Here is a 19354-nt window from a genome sequence, read left to right as displayed (position 1 = left end):
TCTTATATTTTTATTATACATTTATACATTTGATTATATTTTAAATTATATTATGAATTTTATCAATTCCAATTTAATTTTTTAATATATTCATGGTTTTTCTTAAAGTTAATCAAATACGGATTACCTACTAAATCAAATAATGGTTTATCAGACAAAGAATCTGAAAACATATATGAATTTTTAAAATCCACTTCTATTTTTTCCTTTTCTAATTCTTCCTTTAGTCTTTTTACCTTTTCCTCTCCCTTACAATTTTCGCCATCCATACTTCTTATGAATCTTCCATCTTTTATAGTAAATTTTGTTCCTATTATCTTATCTACTTCCTTAATCGCATACATCTCATTTAAATAAAATTCAGGAGATGCAGAAATCAAATAAATTTTATATCCTTTACCTTTTAATTCTTTAATTTTATCAATTGCATCTTTATATAAAATTTTGCTCAATCTTTCTTTATAATACTTTTTCACTATTCTTGCTAATTCTTCAGCCTCAATTCCATCCAAAAACTTCAAGAATGTTTCTTTAGTTTTTCTCTCATCATATATTTTAAGAACAAACATAAGCCCACTAAATACAGCCCTCGGAATAAACTTTATATTTTTACAATCTTCATGCATCATGAACTTGAATAATTCCATTAATGTTTCTTTTTTAGTTATTGTAAAATCAATGTCGAATATAGCTAATTTCTCCATAATATCACCTCTATTTATACAATCAAATAAAGCACTGAATTAAGATTACATCCTAAAAATCAGTGCTCATTTTTGTTTAATTTAAATTATTCTGCTAATTCTTCTTGATAATATTTTGTCACTTCATCAAATTCAGCTTCATCAGGCACTGTTAATTCGCCTTCTTCACCTTCAGATCTGAATAAGTATACTGATGCATCTTCTGGATTTTGAACTAAAACATATTCCTTTTCTTTATATTCAAAAGAATCAATTACATCACAACTGATTATGTTTCCATTTTCATCTTCTAAATCCACTACAAATGATTCATATTCATCTTCACAGCCACATCCACATTCATGGTCGTGTCCATGATCGTGTCCGCCGCAACCACACTCATGGTCATGATCATGTCCGCCACAACCGCATCCTTGTTTTTCTTCGTGTTCATCTGATTGACAATTACATTTATTTAAATCTTTTTCTGACATATTTAACTCACACATACTATTTGTGTGAATTCACCTCCTTATTAAGATAATTTGTTATGTTCTAATTGTAACCTTAAATTTCAATTAATAAAAGCTTTTTTTTCATCTTTACTATTTTTTAGTTAATATTCTGTATTTATATTAGTTTCACATATATTTTTACAAGTATATTTTTTCAATACCACAGCATTTATATTATTTTTCTCTGCAGTTTATATTCTCTTTCGATTTATTTTGTGTATGCAGTTTTCAAAATATACAAAATTATTTTTCAATATCAAAAGAGCTAGGCTTAATGCCTAGCTCTTCATTATCATCAATCTATTTTCTAAAATTATTTATTAGCTAATGCTTTGTATCCTTCTAATCTTTCCATAGCATCTTTATGAGTCTTTTCGAATAAAGCTTCAGCTTGTTCTGGGAATGCCTTAGCAAGTGAAGAGTATCTTACTTCGCCCATTAAGAATTCCTTGAAGTCTGCTGTTGGTTCTTTAGAATCTAAGCTGAATGGATTTGTTTCAGTTCCCTTTAATTCAGGATTGAATCTGTACATTTGCCAGTATCCACAAGCTGTAGCTCTCTTAGCTTCTTCTTGGCTGTTACCCATACCAATTCTTAAACCGTGGTTTATACATGGTGCATAACCGATTATTAATGATGGTCCCTTGTAAGCTTCTGCTTCAGCGATTGCTTTAAGAACTTGGTTCTTATCAGCTCCCATGTTAACTTGAGCTACATATACGTAACCATAAGTCATAGCCATCATTCCAAGATCCTTCTTCTTTGTTCTCTTACCTGATGCAGCAAATTTAGCTATTGCAGCAGTTGGTGTAGATTTAGAAGATTGTCCACCTGTATTTGAGTAAACTTCTGTATCAAATACAAATACATTTACGTCTTCTCCTGAAGCTAATACGTGGTCAACTCCACCGTATCCGATGTCGTAAGCCCATCCGTCTCCACCGAAGATCCATTGAGATCTCTTAACGAAGTAGTCTTTTTCAGCTAATATAGCTTTTGCTATATCACTTCCTGATTTTTCTAGAGCTTCTACTAATTTATCAGCTCTTTCTCTAGTTCCAGCTCCTTCATTCATGTTGTCTAACCAATCTTGAAGAGCATCCTTTGCAGCATCTCCTGCAGCGATTGCTTCTTGAGCTCTTTCAGCTATTCTTTCTCTTATAGCCTTAACTCCTAAGAACATACCTAATCCATATTCAGCATTGTCTTCAAATAAAGAGTTTGCCCAAGCTGGACCATGTCCATTTTTGTTAGTTGTGTAAGGTGTAGAAGGTGCTGAACCTCCCCAAATTGAAGAACATCCTGTTGCATTAGCAACCATCATTCTATCTCCAAATAATTGAGTTATAAGCTTAGCATATGGAGTTTCTCCACAACCTGCACAAGCTCCTGAGAACTCAAGTAATGGTTGTTCAAATTGGCTACCCTTAACTGTATTCTTGTTCATTGGGTTCTTCTTAGTAGAAACTTCATAAGTTAAGTAATCCCAAGCATCTATTTGATCATGTTGAGATTCTTGTGGTTTCATAACTAATGCTTTTCCTGGTGCTGGACATATTTGAGCACAGTTTCCACAACCTGAACAATCAAGTGGTGTTACACCCATTGCATATACTAAAGTTTCTTCAGTCTTTATTCCCTTAGTAGCTACTGTCTTAGTTGCAGCTGGAGCAGCATTCTTTTCTGCTTCTGTTAATAAGAATGGTCTTATAGCAGCATGTGGACATACTAAAGAACATTGGTTACATTGAATACATTTTTCTGAATCCCATTCTGGAACGTTAACTGCAATTCCTCTCTTTTCGAAAGCTGCAGTACCTGCTTCAAATGTACCATCTTCCATTCCTACAAATGTAGATACAGGAAGTTGATCTCCTTCTTGTCTGTTCATTGGGATAACTATATCCTTAACGAATTTAGAAGCATGTTTAACTGGAGCTGCTTCTTCATCTACAGCTGTTTTCCAAGCTTCTGGGATCTTAATTTCAACTATTGATTCAACACCTCTATCGATAGCTGCGTTGTTCATGTTAACAACTTTTTCACCCTTCTTACCATAAGAAGCAACAACTGCATCTTTTAAGTATTTTATTGCATCTTCTAGTGGTATGATTCTAGCTAACTTGAAGAATGCTGATTGCATTATCATGTTAATTCTTCCACCAAGACCAATTTCTTGAGCTATAGCAATAGCATTTAAAGTATAGAACTTAATATTGTTATTTGCTAAGAATCTCTTATATGATGCTGGTAACTTTTCTTCTAAATCTTCTGGAGTCCAGATAGTATTTAATAAGAAAGTTGAACCTGGTTTTAATCCATCAAGTACATTGTATTTGTGGATGTATGATTGGTTAGAACATGAAACAAAGTCTGCTTTGTTTATTAAGTATGGTGACTTAATCGCCTTCTTACCAAATCTTAAGTGAGATACTGTAATTCCACCAGATTTCTTTGAATCGTAGAAGAAGTATCCTTGAGCATACATGTCTGTATGGTCTCCTATGATCTTTATAGCACTCTTGTTTGCTCCAACAGTACCATCTGATCCTAGTCCCCAGAACTTACAAGCTGTAGTTCCTTCTGGAGTAGCATCTATATCTTCAGTAACTACTAATGAAGTATTAGTAACATCATCATTGATTCCTATTGTAAATCCATTCTTTGGTGCATCTTGTGCTAAGTTAGCATAAACTGCAGCAATATGTCCTGGATTTGGATCCTTTGATCCTAAACCAAATCTACCACCAATAACTAGTGGAGCATTTTCTTGACCGAAGAATGCATTTCTAACATCTAAGTATAATGGTTCTCCAGCTGATCCTGGTTCCTTAGTTCTATCTAAAACAGCAATTCTCTTAGCTGTCTTTGGAATAGCTGCTAATAATCTTTCATTTGAGAATGGTCTGAATAATCTTACTTTAACAACACCGACTTTTTGTCCGTTTGCATTTAAGTAATCTATAGTTTCTTCACATACATCTGTAGCAGAACCCATAGCTACGATTACTCTATCTGCATCTGGTGCACCATAGTAATCGAAACAGTGATATTCTCTTCCAGTTAACTTAGTGATTTCATTCATGTATTTTTCTACTGTTTCTGGTAATTCATCATAGAATTTGTTTACAGATTCTCTTTCTTGGAAGTAGATATCTGCATTTTGAGCTGTACCTCTTGTTACAGGGTGGTTTGGATTTAAAGCTCTTGCTCTAAATGCGTTAACTGATTCCCAGTCAAGTAATTTAGCTAATTCATCATATTCAAGAACTTCGATCTTTTGAATTTCATGAGAAGTTCTAAATCCATCGAAGAAGTTTAAGAATGGAATTCTTGTCTTAATAGCTGTTAAGTGAGCTACTGCTGATAAATCCATAACTTCTTGAACTGATCCTTCTGCAAGCATTGCAAAACCTGTTTGTCTTGCTGCCATAACGTCTTGATGATCTCCAAATATATTTAATGCTGAAGTTGCTAATGCTCTAGCTGATACGTGGAATACTCCTGGTAACATTTCTCCAGAGATTTTGTACATATTTGGTATCATTAATAATAGACCTTGTGAAGCTGTAAATGTTGTTGTTAATGCTCCAGCTTGTAATGAACCGTGAACAGCACCAGCTGCTCCAGCTTCTGATTGCATTTCCATAACTCTTACAGGTTGTCCAAATATATTTTTTCTTCCTTGCGCTACCCATTCATCTACATGTTCAGCCATTGGTGATGATGGTGTGATTGGATATATTGCAGAAACTTCTGTAAATGCATACGCTATATGAGCTGCTGCAGTATTACCATCCATAGTTTTCATTTTTCTCATCGCATAGACCCCTCTTTCATTATATAAGTATAATCTTTTTTATTAATAAATTTCTAACTTTCATTAGAAATCTAAAAATCAACTGTTAGTTTATAAGTTCTCTTACGAACTCTGTACATTTTACAAAATCATCTTCTGTACTAGAATCCTTTATTGGCAACTCTCCAATTACATTGAATCCATAACTTGTCATCTTTTCTGCCCATTTATGAATAAATGTAGCATCATTCCATCCACAAGATCCAAATAACATCATTTTCTTGCCATCATTTTTTAATTCATTAAGTGCATCTACAAATGGCTGCATTTCTTGCTGCTCAATCTTATCACCATCAGTCACTGGACTACCCAATGCTACAGCATCTGCATTAATAACATCGTCAATAGAAGCCTCTTGAACATGCTTCATTAAAACTTCTGCACCACATTCAACTCCTACCGCCTTAATATGCTTTGCAAGAGTTTCTACAGCTCCGCCACAGCTCCAATATATGATAGATATTTTTTTCATTTGTTGCACCTCTTTCATTTTTGTTAAATTATTAACAATTTTATTTTATCAATGCAAACTAATCTTTTTGCACAATATTAATTATACCTTATGATTTTGTTTTTTCAACCTTATTTTAATATTATTCTTAATTAGAACTATTGCCAAAGTTCTGTATTGAGTTTATTTTCAGAAAATTAAAAGATAATTTCCATAGAAATTATCTTTTAATGGCATTCATAATTACTTTCAGTATCTTTTCATTTCCATTGCTATATTCTGATTTTTCCATGTTCTTTATAAATGTATTTCTATTTTTTTTCAAATCTTCCAAAGCAGCCATCAAGCTATCAGATGTTAACTGTTCTTCTTCTATTACCTTACTAAAACCAAGTTTTTCAAAAGACATTGAATTTAATATTTGATCACCTCTTGATGCATTTCTGGATAAAGGTACTAACAAGTTTGGTTTTCTTAAAGCTAAAATCTCAAAAATTGAATTAGCTCCAGATCTAGAAATAATGAAGTCTGCTACAGCAAATATATTCGGTAACTCTTCTGAAATATATTCAAACTGTTTATATCCTTTTTTATTATTAAGTGAAGAATCTAAATTTCCTTTTCCACATATGTGGATTACATTCATTTCTTTAAGAATTTTAGGTAACGTGCTTCTAAGTGTATCATTCAAGAATTTTGATCCAAGGCTTCCCCCTATCAATAAAAGTATAGGCTTGTCGTCACTAAAACCAGCTATTTTTTTACCTTTTGTCTTATCACCTTTTAATACTTCTTCTCTAATTGGAGTTCCAGTTACTACTCCTCTATCTCCGCTTATATATTTTACAGTTTCAGGAAATGTAACACAAATCTTATTACAAAATGGTGTTGCTAACTTATTGGCAAGACCAGGTGTCATATCTGATTCATGAGAAACTACTGGCACTTTCTTCAAATGAGCTGCAATAACAACTGGAACTGATACAAAGCCTCCTTTTGAAAATATCACATCTGGCTTTTCCTTTCTTATTACCTTCAACGCATCGCCTATTCCTTTTATAACTTTAAACGGATCACTAAAATTTTTTAAATCAAAGTATCTTCTTAACTTTCCTGAAGATATTCCATAGTAAGGTATTTTTGCTTTTGTTATTATATCTTTCTCTATTCCATCCTTTGAACCAATATATTTTATTTCAAAACCCTGCTTTTCTAATAAAGGTACAAGAGCTAAATTAGGAGTAACATGACCTGCACTTCCTCCACCTGTCATAATTATTTTGTGTTTTTTCAAATTTACCACTCCCTTAATCATTAAATCAAATCTTACACTATAACCTTAAACTCTTTATCTCAAGTTGTATGTTCTTATTACCATTATATTCATTTACTTTAGGAACATAAATAAAATCCATATTAAAGTTCCCGTAAGTACTTTCCAATACTTCAATCAGTCTTTCATTACCATACTTTTCTTCGAAAGATTCTTTAAATCTATCTATTATATTTCCAAATCCTATAGCATCTATAGTTTTATAACTATTGGGGATATTCACCCTAAACTTAATTACATTTCTATCTTTACCAAGAATCCACACTCTGGAAATCTCCAATCCCTTTTCAGCACATAAAGGCGCTGGATTTCCCTTGCCATAAGGCTTTATCTTTTCAAAATTCTCTATTATATTTTCATTGATTTTATCTACAGACAGCCTAAAATCTATTCTTTGTTTAGGCATTAAATCTTCTTTAGTCAAAGCGCAATTTCTCAGCAAGGCTTCTCTCACTAAATGCAACTTCTCTTCCTCTACTGAAAGACCTGCTGCCATTGGATGACCACCAAACTTACTTATATACTCTTTGCAACGAGAAAGTTCCTCGAAAATATTATATTCATCTATACTTCGCCCGGACCCTTTAGGCATTTCCTTCCCTTTTGTCATAATAATAGTAGGCCTATAATATTTTTCTTTTATTCTTCCTGCAACTATTCCTGCTATACTTTCATGAATATTAGGACTGTATATTAATAATACTTTATCTTTGCTCATGTTACTCTTCTCAATTTCTTCAATGACATTTTCAGTACTTTCAGTGGTTAACTCTTGTCTTTCCTTGTTTAATTCCACTAATTTCTTTGCTAATGCTTTTGCTTCCTCTTCTGTTTCACTCAAAAATAAGTCTACTGATAATTTTGCATTTTCAAGCCTTCCTGTAGCATTTATACATGGACCTATCACAAATCCCAGGTGTGTTACAGAAATCACCTTATCCTTTAGTCCTGTTTCTTCAATCAATGCTTTTAAACCTAGGTTCTCTGTGGACATAATTTTTTTCAATCCATAACTAACTATATCTCTATTCTCTTCTTTTAAATCAACCACATCACATACAGTAGCGATAGCAACATATTGAATAAGATTTATCCACTGCTCATCATCTATATCGAACTTATTATATAAGCATATTATAAATTTTAATGCTATACCAGCTCCACACAAATTCTTAAAAGGATATGGACAATCTTCTCGTTTTATATCTATGATAGCATCTGCTTCTGGCATTCTCCTCACCAAAGTATTATTTTCTTCAAAAGCTGGTATTTCATGATGATCAGTTACAACAACCTGCATACCTAGTGATTTAGCTAAATTTATTTCTTCAAAAGCTGCAATACCATTGTCACAAGTCAATATAACTTCATAGCCTTCTTCTTTTAACTTTTTTATTCTATCTATATTCATACCATAGCCTTCTGATTCTCTATCAGGTATATGATAATTAAAATTAGCATTTAGCTGTTTTAATGCCTTAGTTAAGACCACTGTACTAATAACCCCATCACAATCATAATCGCCATAAACTATTATCTTCTTTCCTGATTTTATGGCATTACAAATAATTTCTACTCCCCGTTCCATATCCTTCATTAAAGTCTCAGAGTAAAAATTAGCAATAGTCGGATTCAAAAATTTCTTTGCTTCTCCAATCTCCTCTATTCCACGGTTAACCAATAACTTTGCAGTATAATAATCTACATCTAGTTCATTAATTAAATTTTCAATGGATGTTTTCTCATCTTTTCTATTTATCAAAAACCATTGTTCCTGCATTTCTTCCTCCAATAACTACACTATAATCTGACTGCTTGCTTTACTAAATATTTTGCACACAACATCAGTCATCTGTTCAAAATCCAAATTAAAGTTGCCTTCTAATTCATCTATAAGCCTTTTGCCTTCCCCGTACATTATACTATAGGTTGTAAGCCTAACAGCTAATATTATACCTCTTTCCACATCCAAATTACGCTTTCTTTTTAATCTCTTTTGCAATTTTACCCATTGTTCTTTTGATATATCAACGTCTTTTGACCTTAGCCTATTTATTATCATATCAATAATATTTTTCACTTCACCTATTTTATCTTTTGATGTACTTGCATTAATTACAAATAACTTAATGCCTTTTTCATTCTTTACTGTTGCAGAAACATCATATACAAGCCCTTTTTTTGTCCTTAACTCATTATATAAAAGTGAAGAAACTCCTTCACTAAACCATAAGTTAAATAAATTCAATACCTCTATTTCATCTGAATTCAATTCACTTATATCAAAGGCATACTCAATTTTTGCTCCCGTAAATCCTGGAACCATTACTTCAAATGCACCTTGTGTTAGCTCTTCATAAATGACACCATTGACCATCTTGCTTCCTCTTGGCAAAATTCCCATGTTTCCTTCAACAATTTTCCTGACCGCTTCCTCATCAATTGAAGTTACAACAGTTACTGTGCAGTTAGAACCAATATAATATCTATTATAAAATGCTTTTACTTCTTCTAAAGTTATCTTTTTTACCTGTTCTTCACTTCCTATTATGGTATGCTTTATCCTTCTCTTATCAAAGGAATTATAAAACAATACATCTTCACAATATTGTTCCAAGTCTTCCTTCCACTCTCTACTCTCTGTACATATTACATCTATTTCTTCATTAAATCCACTATTAAAAATAGGAGCAACTAATATATCACTATATAATGAAAAAGCTTTATTAAAATCCAACTTATCACATACTCCATAGTATATTACATAAGGAAAATTAGTCATAGCATTATTAAAGGCAAAAAGCTCATCACACTGTTCATTTATTTCATCTTCTGATTTTGTTGAAGTTCCTTTAAACACCATATGTTCTAGTGCATGTGCCACCCCTATTTCTGAAGGTTTTTCCATGTTTGCTCCAGCTTCAAAACCTATACAAAAAGAAGTAATTGCCCCTGGAATATTCTTATATATTAATTTTATACCATTCTGCAATATATATTCTTTCATCTTCTAACTCCATTCATATCTTCAAACTCTAAAAGGGACTGTTATTCAAAACAGCCCCTTTTATGTATATTCCTTAACCTATTTATTAAATTAATTGATTTGCATCAATTTATTATATATCATACCTTCCATTAGCTCATCAACTTCATCATTTAATTCTAAAGCCTTTAATATTTCAAATGAAAACGCTAAAGCTGTTGCTGGTCCCCTGCTAGTTATTATACTACCATCTCTCACAACTAAATCTTCGCTGTATATACAATTACCCAAATGTATATCAAAAGATGGATAAGATGTTATCTTCTTACCTGATATTATTCCTGCCTTTTCTAAAACAATAGGTGCTGCACATATTGCTGCTACAATTTTGCCAACTGCAGCATACTCTTTAATTAACTCTACTACCCTAATATTATTCTTTAAGTTATTTGCTCCTGGCATACCACCTGGTAACACCAAACCATCATATGAGTTCAGTTCAGCCTCATCTATAGTTTTATCAGCCTTCACTAAAATATCATGTGATCCAAGTACCTCTTTACCATCAATACTTACCATATCACATTCTACATTAGCTCGCCTTAATACATCTACTACAGTTAGTGCTTCAATTTCTTCAAATCCTTCTGCCAACATCACCGCTATTTTTTTCAATTCACAAGACCTCCTTAATCAATACCTCTTTAACATAATCATCAAAAGCTAATGAAATCATGTTATTACCTCTACCTGCTCTATTTTGCACCCTAACTTCATTAATAGCAATCTCAGCTCTTTCATTATTTTTCGATAAAATTACAAGTTTATACTTTTCTAAACCTGAAACTGCAATTTCATTATATACTTTATTGGTAACATCTTCAACATTATTAGGCACATATTGGGCAAATACAACTTCATCCTCTTCTTTTAAAGATATAGCAACTACCCCTGAAGCTACTTTTCCCATAAGGTTTATTCCTTGTACTTCAAATTTTATACCCATACCTTTTCGTGTAACTAATAAAAATTCACCATCATCTTTAGCAGCAAGTTCTACCGTTGCAACTCTATCTGCTGAAGTTCTCAACTTGTAGGCTATTTGACTAACTCCACCAGCCTCAAATTCTGATAATATAGTCTTCTTTATTAATCCTTTTTGAGTTATAAAATATACCACAAAATCATCTGTATAGCTGTCTATGCTTATAACATTTATAATCATTTCATCCTTTTCAAAATCATCTACAAGCTCGCTAATATCTATAGATTTTTGAAGTTTACTAAAATAGCCTCCTTTAAATCTATGAACCTTACCTAAATTAGTGAACATCAATATATCATCTAAACATTTTATTTCTACCTTCATGTAGGAATCTTTTCTCTTATTGCTAGCTATTTTTATTTCACCATTAGATTTAACAGCCAATATATACTTTTCTTGTAAGTATTCCTCTGTATAAGAGATCTCACTTATACTATCATTTTTAGAAATAAAGCATAACTCTGTACCCATTATATTTCTATCAACAAGTTCTGTTTTCGGTTCCTTCACAGTAAATGTCAAGCCCTTTTCAGTTTTAATCTCTACAAATTTTGGTTCTTCACTCTTATCTACCAACACCACATTAGCAAGTTTCTCACCATGCTTAAGTTTTAGCGCTAACAACTTAGAATAACTTGTATTAAATGCCTCAAAACTAGTATTTTTAATATAACCTGATGAAGTTATAAATTTTAACATTTTATCTTCAGAAAAACTTTCCACAGATTCTACTGTTATTATATTTTCTTCCTCTAAATTTAACCCTCTTATTAAAGTATCTAGTCTTTCACCTTTTTCTTTCCACTTATATTCAGGAATTGAATTTCCTTTAAGCTGATACATATATCCTGTATCAGTAAACAGAAGTAGATTATCTCTAGTATTCGCCTTTATAAGATGCTTCAACAAATCTCCTTCTCTATATTCGATACTCTCAGCATCTTGATTAGATCTGTTATAAGTTTTTAATGGAACTCTTTTTATAAATCCATCCTTTGATAAGGTGATCATTATATCTTCAACAACGATGAGTTCTTCTAAGTCAATCTTAGCTTCATCCTCATTAGCAACAATCTCAGTTCTTCTAGGATTTTCAAACTGCTCTTTAACTGCTATAAGTTCTTTTTTGATTACCTTTAGAAGTTCTTTTTCATTTTCTAATATCTTCTTTAATGCTTTTATTTTCTTTGCAAGCTCTGCATATTCATTTTGAAATACCTTAATTTCTAGTCCAGTCAATCTATAAAGCATTAATTCTAATATTGCATCTGCTTGCATTTCTGTAAATTCAAATTTTTCAATAAGATTTTCTCTAGCATTAGCTTTAGATTTAGAAGCTCTAATAGTTGCTATTACTTCATCAAGAATTTCTATAGCTTTAATAAAACCTTCTACCACATGATATCTTTTTTCAGCTATTTCTAGTTCTCTTTTAGTCCTTCTAGTAACAACATCCTTTTGATGGTTAACATAATGTTTTAATATTTCCTTAAGTCCTAAAGTTTCTGGCTTTCCATCTGCTAAAGCTACCATATTAAAACTCAAGTTGCATTGAAGATCTGTTTTCTTAAATAAATATTTTAAGACCTTTTCTGCTGTATCTTCATCTACATTTTTCTTGAATTCTATAACGGATCTTATTCCAGTTCTATCTGATTCATCTCTTATGTCTGCTATAGATTCTAAAGCTTTTGCATGTCTCTTATCACCTGTCATTTCTGAAATAGTTTGAAGAAGTTTTGCTTTATTTCTTCTATAAGGGAACTCTGTTATTACTATACCTAATCTTCCATTTTCTAAAGTATCTATAGAAGCTCTAGATCTTAAAGTTACCTTGCCTTCACCAGTTTCATAAGCTGCTTTAAGAGGATTTTCACCAATTAGAATTCCTCCTGTTGGCAAATCTGGTCCCTTAATATATTTCATTAAATCACCAGTTGTCAATTCGTTATTGTCAATGTATGCTAGAGTTCCATCAATAACCTCACCTAAATTATGAGGTGGAATATTAGTTGCAAGACCAACAGCGATTCCAAAAGTTCCATTTACCAAAAGGTTTGGATATCTTGCCGGAAGCACTTTAGGCTCAATTTCACTATCAGAGTAGTTTGGAACCATTTCTACTACATCTTTATCTATATCTTGAAGCATTGTTAATGCGATTTTAGATAATCTCGCCTCAGTATAACGCATCGCAGCTGCACTATCTCCATCTACTGATCCCCAGTTTCCATGTCCATCTATCAACGGCTCTCTTGTAGAAAAATCTTGAGCTAGTATTGTCATTGCATCATATACAGAAGAATCTCCATGTGGATGAAATTTACCTAGTATATCTCCGACAATTCTAGCAGATTTATAATATGGTTTGTCTGGAAATGCTTTAAGTAAATAAGCTCCATACAAAATTCTTCTATGAACTGGCTTCAAACCATCTCTTACATCGGGTAATGCTCTATCCTTTGCCACTTCTACTGCATAAGGCAAATAATTATCTGGCATCAACTCTTCTAGAGGCATTCTTATTATATTATTATCCTTAGGTATAAGGTTATTTTTCTTTGCCATGATGTTCTCCTCTTTTCTCTGCCTTAAAATTCTGCATATTTATATAAATAATTTTTTCTTGGTTCAACTACATCACCCATTAATAAAGAAACCATTTTTTCAGCTTTAGCTGCATCTTCTATATTTACTTGATATAAAGTTCTGGTTTCAGGATTTAAAGTTGTGTCCCATAACTGCTCTGGATTCATCTCTCCAAGTCCCTTGAATCTCTGTATAAGCGCATTTTTACCTATCTTTTTCTTACACTCCTCTAGTTCAGCATCTGAATAAGCATATGCATATTCTTCTTTGCCTTTTACTATCTTATAAACTTTATATAAAGGAGGCTGCGCCATATATAGATGTCCATTTTGAATTAATGGCCTCATGTATCTGTAAATATATGTCATCCATAAAGTTCTGATATGGTAACCATCCACATCCGCATCACTCATAATTATTATCTTGTCATACTTTAAGTCTTCTTCTTTATAATTATCTAATGTACCAGTTCCTACAGCTGTATTGAATATTTTAAGTTCTTCAGAAGCAATTACATTCTCAAGCTTTTGCTTTTCTGTATTCATTATCTTACCTTTAGATGGCATTATTGTTTGAAATCTTCTATCTCTAGCTTGCTTGGCTGAACCACCAGCAGAGTCTCCTTCCACCACAATAAACTCATTAACAGTGTTATCCTTTAAAGTACAAACTGCAACCTTACCTGCCAAAGGTGAAGTCCCTTTACCTATTTTCTTCTTTTCTGCTTCATTTATCTTTTTTATTTTATCTTTTCTTGCTGCAGCATCCATAGCATTATTAATTATTGCTGTAGCTATATCCTTATGATCTTCAATCCATTCACCGAATTTAGTATAAGCTAAATCATTCATCATGGTGTAAGCTTCATTATTGCCAAGTTTAGTTTTAGTCTGTCCTTCAAATACTGGATTGGTAAGCTTTATTTTTATAATAGCTGTCATACCCTCTCTAAGGTCATCACCCTCAAATTCCTTATCCTTCTCTTTGATTATTCCTAGTTTCTTTCCCCATTCCTTAAAAGCTCTTGTCATTCCTGTTTTAAAACCAGTCTCATGAGTTCCTGCTTCTGTAGTAGGAATGTTATTTACATAACTAGCAATATACTCTGTAGTAGAATCAGTAAACTGTAGGCATACTTCACCGTACATATCTATATTTGAAACACTTCTTTCTCCTTCAAACAAAATAGGCTCTGGATGAATAGGTGTTTTACTTTCATTTAGATATTCAATAAAATCTAAAAGACCTCTCTCCGAAAAGTATTCCTTCTTAAATTCCTCTTCTTTCCTGTCATCAATAAATTCTAATCTGATACCTTTATTTTGAAAGGCTAACTCTTGCAATCTTTCATCTATCATATCAAATTTGAATTCTGTAGTTGAAAAGACTTCTTTATCAGGCATAAAAGTTATCTTACTACCAGTTTTATCTGTTTTGCCTATAACCTCAAGCTTAGTAACAGGTGTACCAGGCATCACCCTTTTAAGTTCCTTGTCATAAGCTTGCTCAAATCTTTGCCTAAATACTTTTCCATCCTGATATACTTCAACCTCTAACCATTTTGAAAGCGCGTTAACTACAGCTGCACCTACACCATGAAGTCCACCTGAAGTTTTATAATTTTTATTATTAAATTTTCCACCTGTATGTAGTTCAGTAAATACCATCTCTACTCCAGATTTCTTTTTGATTGGATGAATCCCCGTTGGAATCCCTCTACCATTATCTATAACAGTAACACTTTTATCTTTATTTAAAATAATAGTTGCTTTATCTCCATATCCATTAGTTATCTCATCAATAGCATTATCTAGGATCTCCCATATGCAATGATGCAATCCTTTTGTTCCTGTAGACCCAATGTACATACCTGGTCTTACTCTTACCGGCTCTAATTTTTCTAATGAAGTAAGGTCTGTTACATCATACCCTTTGTGTAACTCGTCTTTATTCATAACTTGCCTCCACTCCTTTTACTATATAGTCCTATTTCTATTATATTGTGAAATCATTTAGATTCAAGTCCAATTTTTTCAAGTATATAATCATTTACTAGCTAAGTATATTGTTTTTTATCATCTATGTCAAACATCCGTTCTCATATAGTCTTATAAAAAATAAGCACTAGTTCACAAAATTAAGTTAGAAATGAACCCAATAATAAAAAGTTGTTTTAAATAATTTAAAACAACTTTCATTTTATCATATATCTATTTACTTTTGCTACCCTTCATACTTTACTTAACTATACATCATATATACCAATTTCTCTTACATGTTTTGTATGATTCCATTCCTTATTGTTTTTATTCAACATACCTTGAATAGTAATAGGAATCCAAGTCAATGTGTATATAGAATACATCAAAAATCTAAAGAAATACATAAATCCTTTTTTTCCTGATAATAAAGCGGATAAAATCATAAATATTGCTAAGTAAGCTACATTAGCTGATATATTAACAAGCATATTCTTTTGAGCTTCTCCAAGCAGTGCCGGTAATACTATTACATTTAAAGAATATAATACAATAATAGAAAACATTCTTTTTGATATTTTCTTATCCACTAGCAAATATAAAGGAGTAAGAATAAATTGAAACATAACAAATAGCTTCCATACATCAGCATTAAATAAATAATTTATTACGAATATGTGCATACCTGTCGTATTGTTTTGCACTAAAGTTATTACCAACGAAATTGCTAGCAATATTGTAGTTATTGGCTGCATTACATATAATGCACAATCAAACATTTTAAAGCTTCTTTCCTTTATACTTTTCTTAAGTAGTTTAAAGAAGAACCTTGACGCAACATCTGAAAAGCCTTGCATCCATCTTTTTCTTTGATTCCATGATTGTTTAAGCGTAAGAGGTTTTTCATCATATATTTTTGCTTCATGCGCCCAACCTACCATCTCACCATTTAAGATAAGTTTACATGTAAATTCCAAGTCTTCTGTTAAGCATGTAGCTCCCCATCCTAATTCTTTTAATATGTTTATATCAATTACAAATCCTGTTCCACCTATTTGATTAGACAAACCTAAATTACTTCTTGATAATTGAAAGGCCCTATTTTGAGACCAAAAAGCCATTGAATAACTTTGAGTAATCCATGAATCATATGGGTTTTTAGAATCTAAATAACCCTGAACCACCTTGTAACCTTCAAGCATTTTAGAATTCATTTCTTTTAAGAAGTCTGAATCTATAATATTATCTGCATCAAATATAGTAATCGTATCATAGCAATTATCCATCTTGAATATTTTTTCAAACATCCACTCTAAAGCATAACCCTTACCTCTTTTTTCCTTGTTCTTTCTTTCAAATACTTTTGCTCCATGCTTTCTAGCTATCTCAGCAGTTTTATCAGTACAATTATCAGCTATTACGTATATATCATACATATCTGAAGGATAGTTTTGTTTTTTTAAACTATCTACACAATTGCCTATAACTACTTCTTCATTATGTGCTGCTACTATACAAATGAATTTCTTTTTAGGCTCAAAATTCTTTTTTTCTTTCTTTCTCCATAACCCAACTACTCCAAGTATCAATGAATATAATGTTAACATAAATACTATAATTTGAAATATAGCTGTTGCGCTTAAAATATAATTGCCCATTTAATCACTTCCAAACTTATTTATGAATATATTTTTACATAATTACTATACTATTAAAATATATTAATAGCCTTATATAATATATTTCAATCAAAATGAAAAATCAAGCTAACTTTAATTTACATTTTCCACCATTTCATATGCTTTTTATTAATATAATATTTTTATATGATTACAAAAACAATTTTAATATCAGAAAACATTTTCTATATACGTATATATCATTATTTCTTAAATAAAAAATAATATAAAATTAGCATGTGTGCAATCAAAAACACTGTAAAAAGAAACTTAAAATACCAATGTTTTGTTTTGTGTCTAAAAACATACATACCAATCATCGCTCCTAAACTACCACCTATAGCAGCAATGAAAAATATATTTTTTTCTGGAATTCTCCACTTTTTCTTTTCAGCTTTTCTTTTATCAATTAACATAGTGAAAAATCCAATAGTATTTATAATTATTAAATACGCCACTATTATCTTAACCATAATTTCTCCTTCTAATATATATTTTTTCTTCTAATTAAAATTATTTTTTAGTTTTCTTTCCTAAGGCATCTTGAAAAAATAAATAATTCCATATGTTATTTATTTTCAGACGTCTAAAAACAAAAAAGAAAACAAATTGAACTTCTACAGTTATAATAACACATAGTCTCTAATTTGTTTTCCCTTTGTTTATATTTTTCATATTATATTATTATTGGTTATACTAATAATCTTTTTCAATTCTCTGCGGAATCAAAAATTATTAAATGTAAATATTTCTTTAAGGCCTAATTTCCAAGATATTCATTAACCTTTGTAGCTGCATCTCTACCTTCTCTAATTGCCCAAACCACAAGTGATTGACCTCTTCTCATATCTCCAGCTGTAAACACCTTATCTACATTAGTTTTGAATTCGCCATATTCAGCCTTTACATTGCTTCTAGCATCCTGCTCAATCTTAAATTCATCAACTACATATTGTTCTGCTCCTAGGAATCCCATGGCCAAAAATACAACATCTGCTTCAAAAATTTCTTCTGATCCTTCTATTTCCTTTGGAACCATAGCACCCTTTTCATTCTTTTCCCAATTAACTCTTACTGTCTTTACAGTTTTTAAATTTCCAGACTCATCACCTTCAAAAGTTTTTACACTTATGTTGTACTCACGTGGATCTCTTCCATACATTTCAATGAATTCCTCTTGACCATAGTCCACTTTTAGAACTCTTGGCCATTGTGGCCATGGATTGTTAGCAGTTCTCTCTTTTGGAGGCTCACCCATAATCTCAAATTGCTTTACACTCTTACATCCATGTCTTAAGGAAGTAGCAACACAATCTGTTCCTGTATCTCCACCACCAATGACAATAACATTCTTATCTTTCACAGATATATAATTATCATCTTCATGATTTGAATCTAAAAGACTTTTTGTATTTTGTTTTAAGAAGTCTACAGCAAAATATATTCCCTTTAATTCTCTTCCTGGTGCTTTCAAATCTCTAGGATTAGATGCTCCACAAGCCAAAACAACAGCGTCAAATTCATTTAAAATATCATCTTTTTTATAATTTTGTCCTACATTCGCATTATTGATAAACTTAACACCCTCAGTTCTCATTATGTCTAGTTTTCTTTCAATAATTCTCTTTTCAAGCTTCATATTTGGTATTCCATACATTAATAATCCACCAAACCTATCACTTCTCTCAAAAACAGTCACTTCATGTCCATACTTATTAAGAGAATCTGCTGCTGCAAGACCAGCAGGACCTGAACCTATAACAGCAACCTTTTTTCCAGTTCTATTCTTTGGAATATTAGGTTTAATTACACCTTCTTCATACGCTCTTTCAATAATTGAGCATTCATTTTCCTTAATAGAAACAGATGGTCCATTTAACCCTGCTGTGCATCCAGCTTCACAAGGTGCTGGGCAAACTCTTCCTGTAAATTCAGGGAAGTTATTAGTTTTAAGCAATCTCTCAACAGCTTCCTTCCATTGTCCTCTGTATATTAAATCATTCCATTCAGGTATTAGGTTGTTAAGAGGACAACCTGATACCATACCTTTAATCAATATTCCTGATTGGCAGAATGGAACTCCACAATCCATACATCTAGCGCCCTGAATTTCCTGATCTTCTTTACTTAAATAGGTGTGAAATTCATTATAATGTTGGATTCTATCTTTTGGAGATTCTGCTTCACTTACTTTTCTTTCATACTCTAAAAATCCTGTTGGTTTTCCCATTATAA

13 protein-coding genes are annotated in these 19354 nt (G+C 31.7%); all 13 read right to left on the bottom strand.

The window, feature by feature from the left end; genetic code table 11:
- Nucleotides 1-62 precede the first annotated feature (62 nt).
- The 13 genes from OCU47_RS03690 to OCU47_RS03630 all read right to left on the bottom strand — a co-directional run bounded on the left by OCU47_RS03690 (nucleotide 63) and on the right by OCU47_RS03630 (nucleotide 19349).
- The gene (locus tag OCU47_RS03690; protein ID WP_261827242.1) at nucleotides 63-704 is read right to left on the bottom strand and encodes an HAD-IB family hydrolase; all 642 of its coding nucleotides are present in this window, start codon (nucleotides 702-704) and stop codon (nucleotides 63-65) included.
- 86 nt (nucleotides 705-790) lie between these two features.
- Nucleotides 791-1177, bottom strand: a complete 387-nt coding sequence (locus OCU47_RS03685; RefSeq protein WP_261827241.1) for a DUF1292 domain-containing protein — start codon at nucleotides 1175-1177, stop codon at nucleotides 791-793.
- A gap of 334 nt (nucleotides 1178-1511) precedes the next feature.
- On the bottom strand, nucleotides 1512-5018 hold the full coding sequence (gene nifJ, locus OCU47_RS03680; protein ID WP_261827240.1) for a pyruvate:ferredoxin (flavodoxin) oxidoreductase: 3507 nt from the start codon (nucleotides 5016-5018) through the stop codon (nucleotides 1512-1514).
- Between the two features lie 85 nt (nucleotides 5019-5103).
- The gene (locus OCU47_RS03675; RefSeq protein ID WP_261827239.1) at nucleotides 5104-5529 is read right to left on the bottom strand and encodes a flavodoxin domain-containing protein; all 426 of its coding nucleotides are present in this window, start codon (nucleotides 5527-5529) and stop codon (nucleotides 5104-5106) included.
- A 199-nt stretch (nucleotides 5530-5728) separates the two neighbouring features.
- Nucleotides 5729-6802 (bottom strand): undecaprenyldiphospho-muramoylpentapeptide beta-N-acetylglucosaminyltransferase, encoded by a 1074-nt coding sequence (locus OCU47_RS03670; RefSeq protein WP_309297428.1) that lies wholly within the window; start codon nucleotides 6800-6802, stop codon nucleotides 5729-5731.
- A gap of 37 nt (nucleotides 6803-6839) precedes the next feature.
- Nucleotides 6840-8621: a single-stranded-DNA-specific exonuclease RecJ gene (gene recJ, locus OCU47_RS03665; RefSeq protein ID WP_261827237.1), complete on the bottom strand. Its 1782-nt coding sequence runs from the start codon at nucleotides 8619-8621 to the stop codon at nucleotides 6840-6842.
- A 15-nt stretch (nucleotides 8622-8636) separates the two neighbouring features.
- Nucleotides 8637-9848: a M16 family metallopeptidase gene (locus tag OCU47_RS03660; RefSeq protein ID WP_261827236.1), complete on the bottom strand. Its 1212-nt coding sequence runs from the start codon at nucleotides 9846-9848 to the stop codon at nucleotides 8637-8639.
- A gap of 90 nt (nucleotides 9849-9938) precedes the next feature.
- Nucleotides 9939-10502 (bottom strand): DJ-1 family glyoxalase III, encoded by a 564-nt coding sequence (locus OCU47_RS03655; protein WP_261827235.1) that lies wholly within the window; start codon nucleotides 10500-10502, stop codon nucleotides 9939-9941.
- Between the two features lies 1 nt (nucleotide 10503).
- On the bottom strand, nucleotides 10504-13440 hold the full coding sequence (locus OCU47_RS03650) for a DNA topoisomerase IV subunit A (RefSeq protein ID WP_261827234.1): 2937 nt from the start codon (nucleotides 13438-13440) through the stop codon (nucleotides 10504-10506).
- 23 nt (nucleotides 13441-13463) lie between these two features.
- Nucleotides 13464-15416, bottom strand: coding sequence for a DNA gyrase/topoisomerase IV subunit B (locus OCU47_RS03645; protein WP_261827233.1), 1953 nt, complete (start codon nucleotides 15414-15416; stop codon nucleotides 13464-13466).
- Nucleotides 15417-15706: 290 nt separating this feature from the next.
- Nucleotides 15707-17098: a glycosyltransferase family 2 protein gene (locus tag OCU47_RS03640; RefSeq protein ID WP_261827232.1), complete on the bottom strand. Its 1392-nt coding sequence runs from the start codon at nucleotides 17096-17098 to the stop codon at nucleotides 15707-15709.
- Nucleotides 17099-17322: 224 nt separating this feature from the next.
- Nucleotides 17323-17592: a DUF1294 domain-containing protein gene (locus tag OCU47_RS03635; RefSeq protein WP_261827231.1), complete on the bottom strand. Its 270-nt coding sequence runs from the start codon at nucleotides 17590-17592 to the stop codon at nucleotides 17323-17325.
- 287 nt (nucleotides 17593-17879) lie between these two features.
- Nucleotides 17880-19349 carry a glutamate synthase subunit beta gene (locus OCU47_RS03630; protein WP_261827230.1) on the bottom strand — a complete coding sequence of 490 codons (1470 nt, stop codon included), beginning with the start codon at nucleotides 19347-19349 and terminating at the stop codon, nucleotides 17880-17882.
- Nucleotides 19350-19354 lie beyond the last annotated feature (5 nt).

Source organism: Clostridium sp. TW13, from assembly GCF_024345225.1.
GTDB lineage: Bacteria > Bacillota > Clostridia > Clostridiales > Clostridiaceae > Inconstantimicrobium > Inconstantimicrobium mannanitabidum.
Note: the sequence above shows the minus strand (reverse complement) of the source record. Positions and strands in the feature narration are given on the sequence as shown.

Coding starts and splice junctions, on each gene's coding strand:
- OCU47_RS03645 (WP_261827233.1), bottom strand. CDS start 15,416: ATGAATAAAGACGAGTTACACAAAGGGTATGATGTAACAGACCTTACT.
- OCU47_RS03690 (WP_261827242.1), bottom strand. CDS start 704: ATGGAGAAATTAGCTATATTCGACATTGATTTTACAATAACTAAAAAA.
- OCU47_RS03675 (WP_261827239.1), bottom strand. CDS start 5,529: ATGAAAAAAATATCTATCATATATTGGAGCTGTGGCGGAGCTGTAGAA.
- recJ (WP_261827237.1), bottom strand. CDS start 8,621: ATGCAGGAACAATGGTTTTTGATAAATAGAAAAGATGAGAAAACATCC.
- OCU47_RS03660 (WP_261827236.1), bottom strand. CDS start 9,848: ATGAAAGAATATATATTGCAGAATGGTATAAAATTAATATATAAGAAT.
- nifJ (WP_261827240.1), bottom strand. CDS start 5,018: ATGAGAAAAATGAAAACTATGGATGGTAATACTGCAGCAGCTCATATA.
- OCU47_RS03650 (WP_261827234.1), bottom strand. CDS start 13,440: ATGGCAAAGAAAAATAACCTTATACCTAAGGATAATAATATAATAAGA.
- OCU47_RS03640 (WP_261827232.1), bottom strand. CDS start 17,098: ATGGGCAATTATATTTTAAGCGCAACAGCTATATTTCAAATTATAGTA.
- OCU47_RS03635 (WP_261827231.1), bottom strand. CDS start 17,592: ATGGTTAAGATAATAGTGGCGTATTTAATAATTATAAATACTATTGGA.
- OCU47_RS03685 (WP_261827241.1), bottom strand. CDS start 1,177: ATGTCAGAAAAAGATTTAAATAAATGTAATTGTCAATCAGATGAACAC.
- OCU47_RS03630 (WP_261827230.1), bottom strand. CDS start 19,349: ATGGGAAAACCAACAGGATTTTTAGAGTATGAAAGAAAAGTAAGTGAA.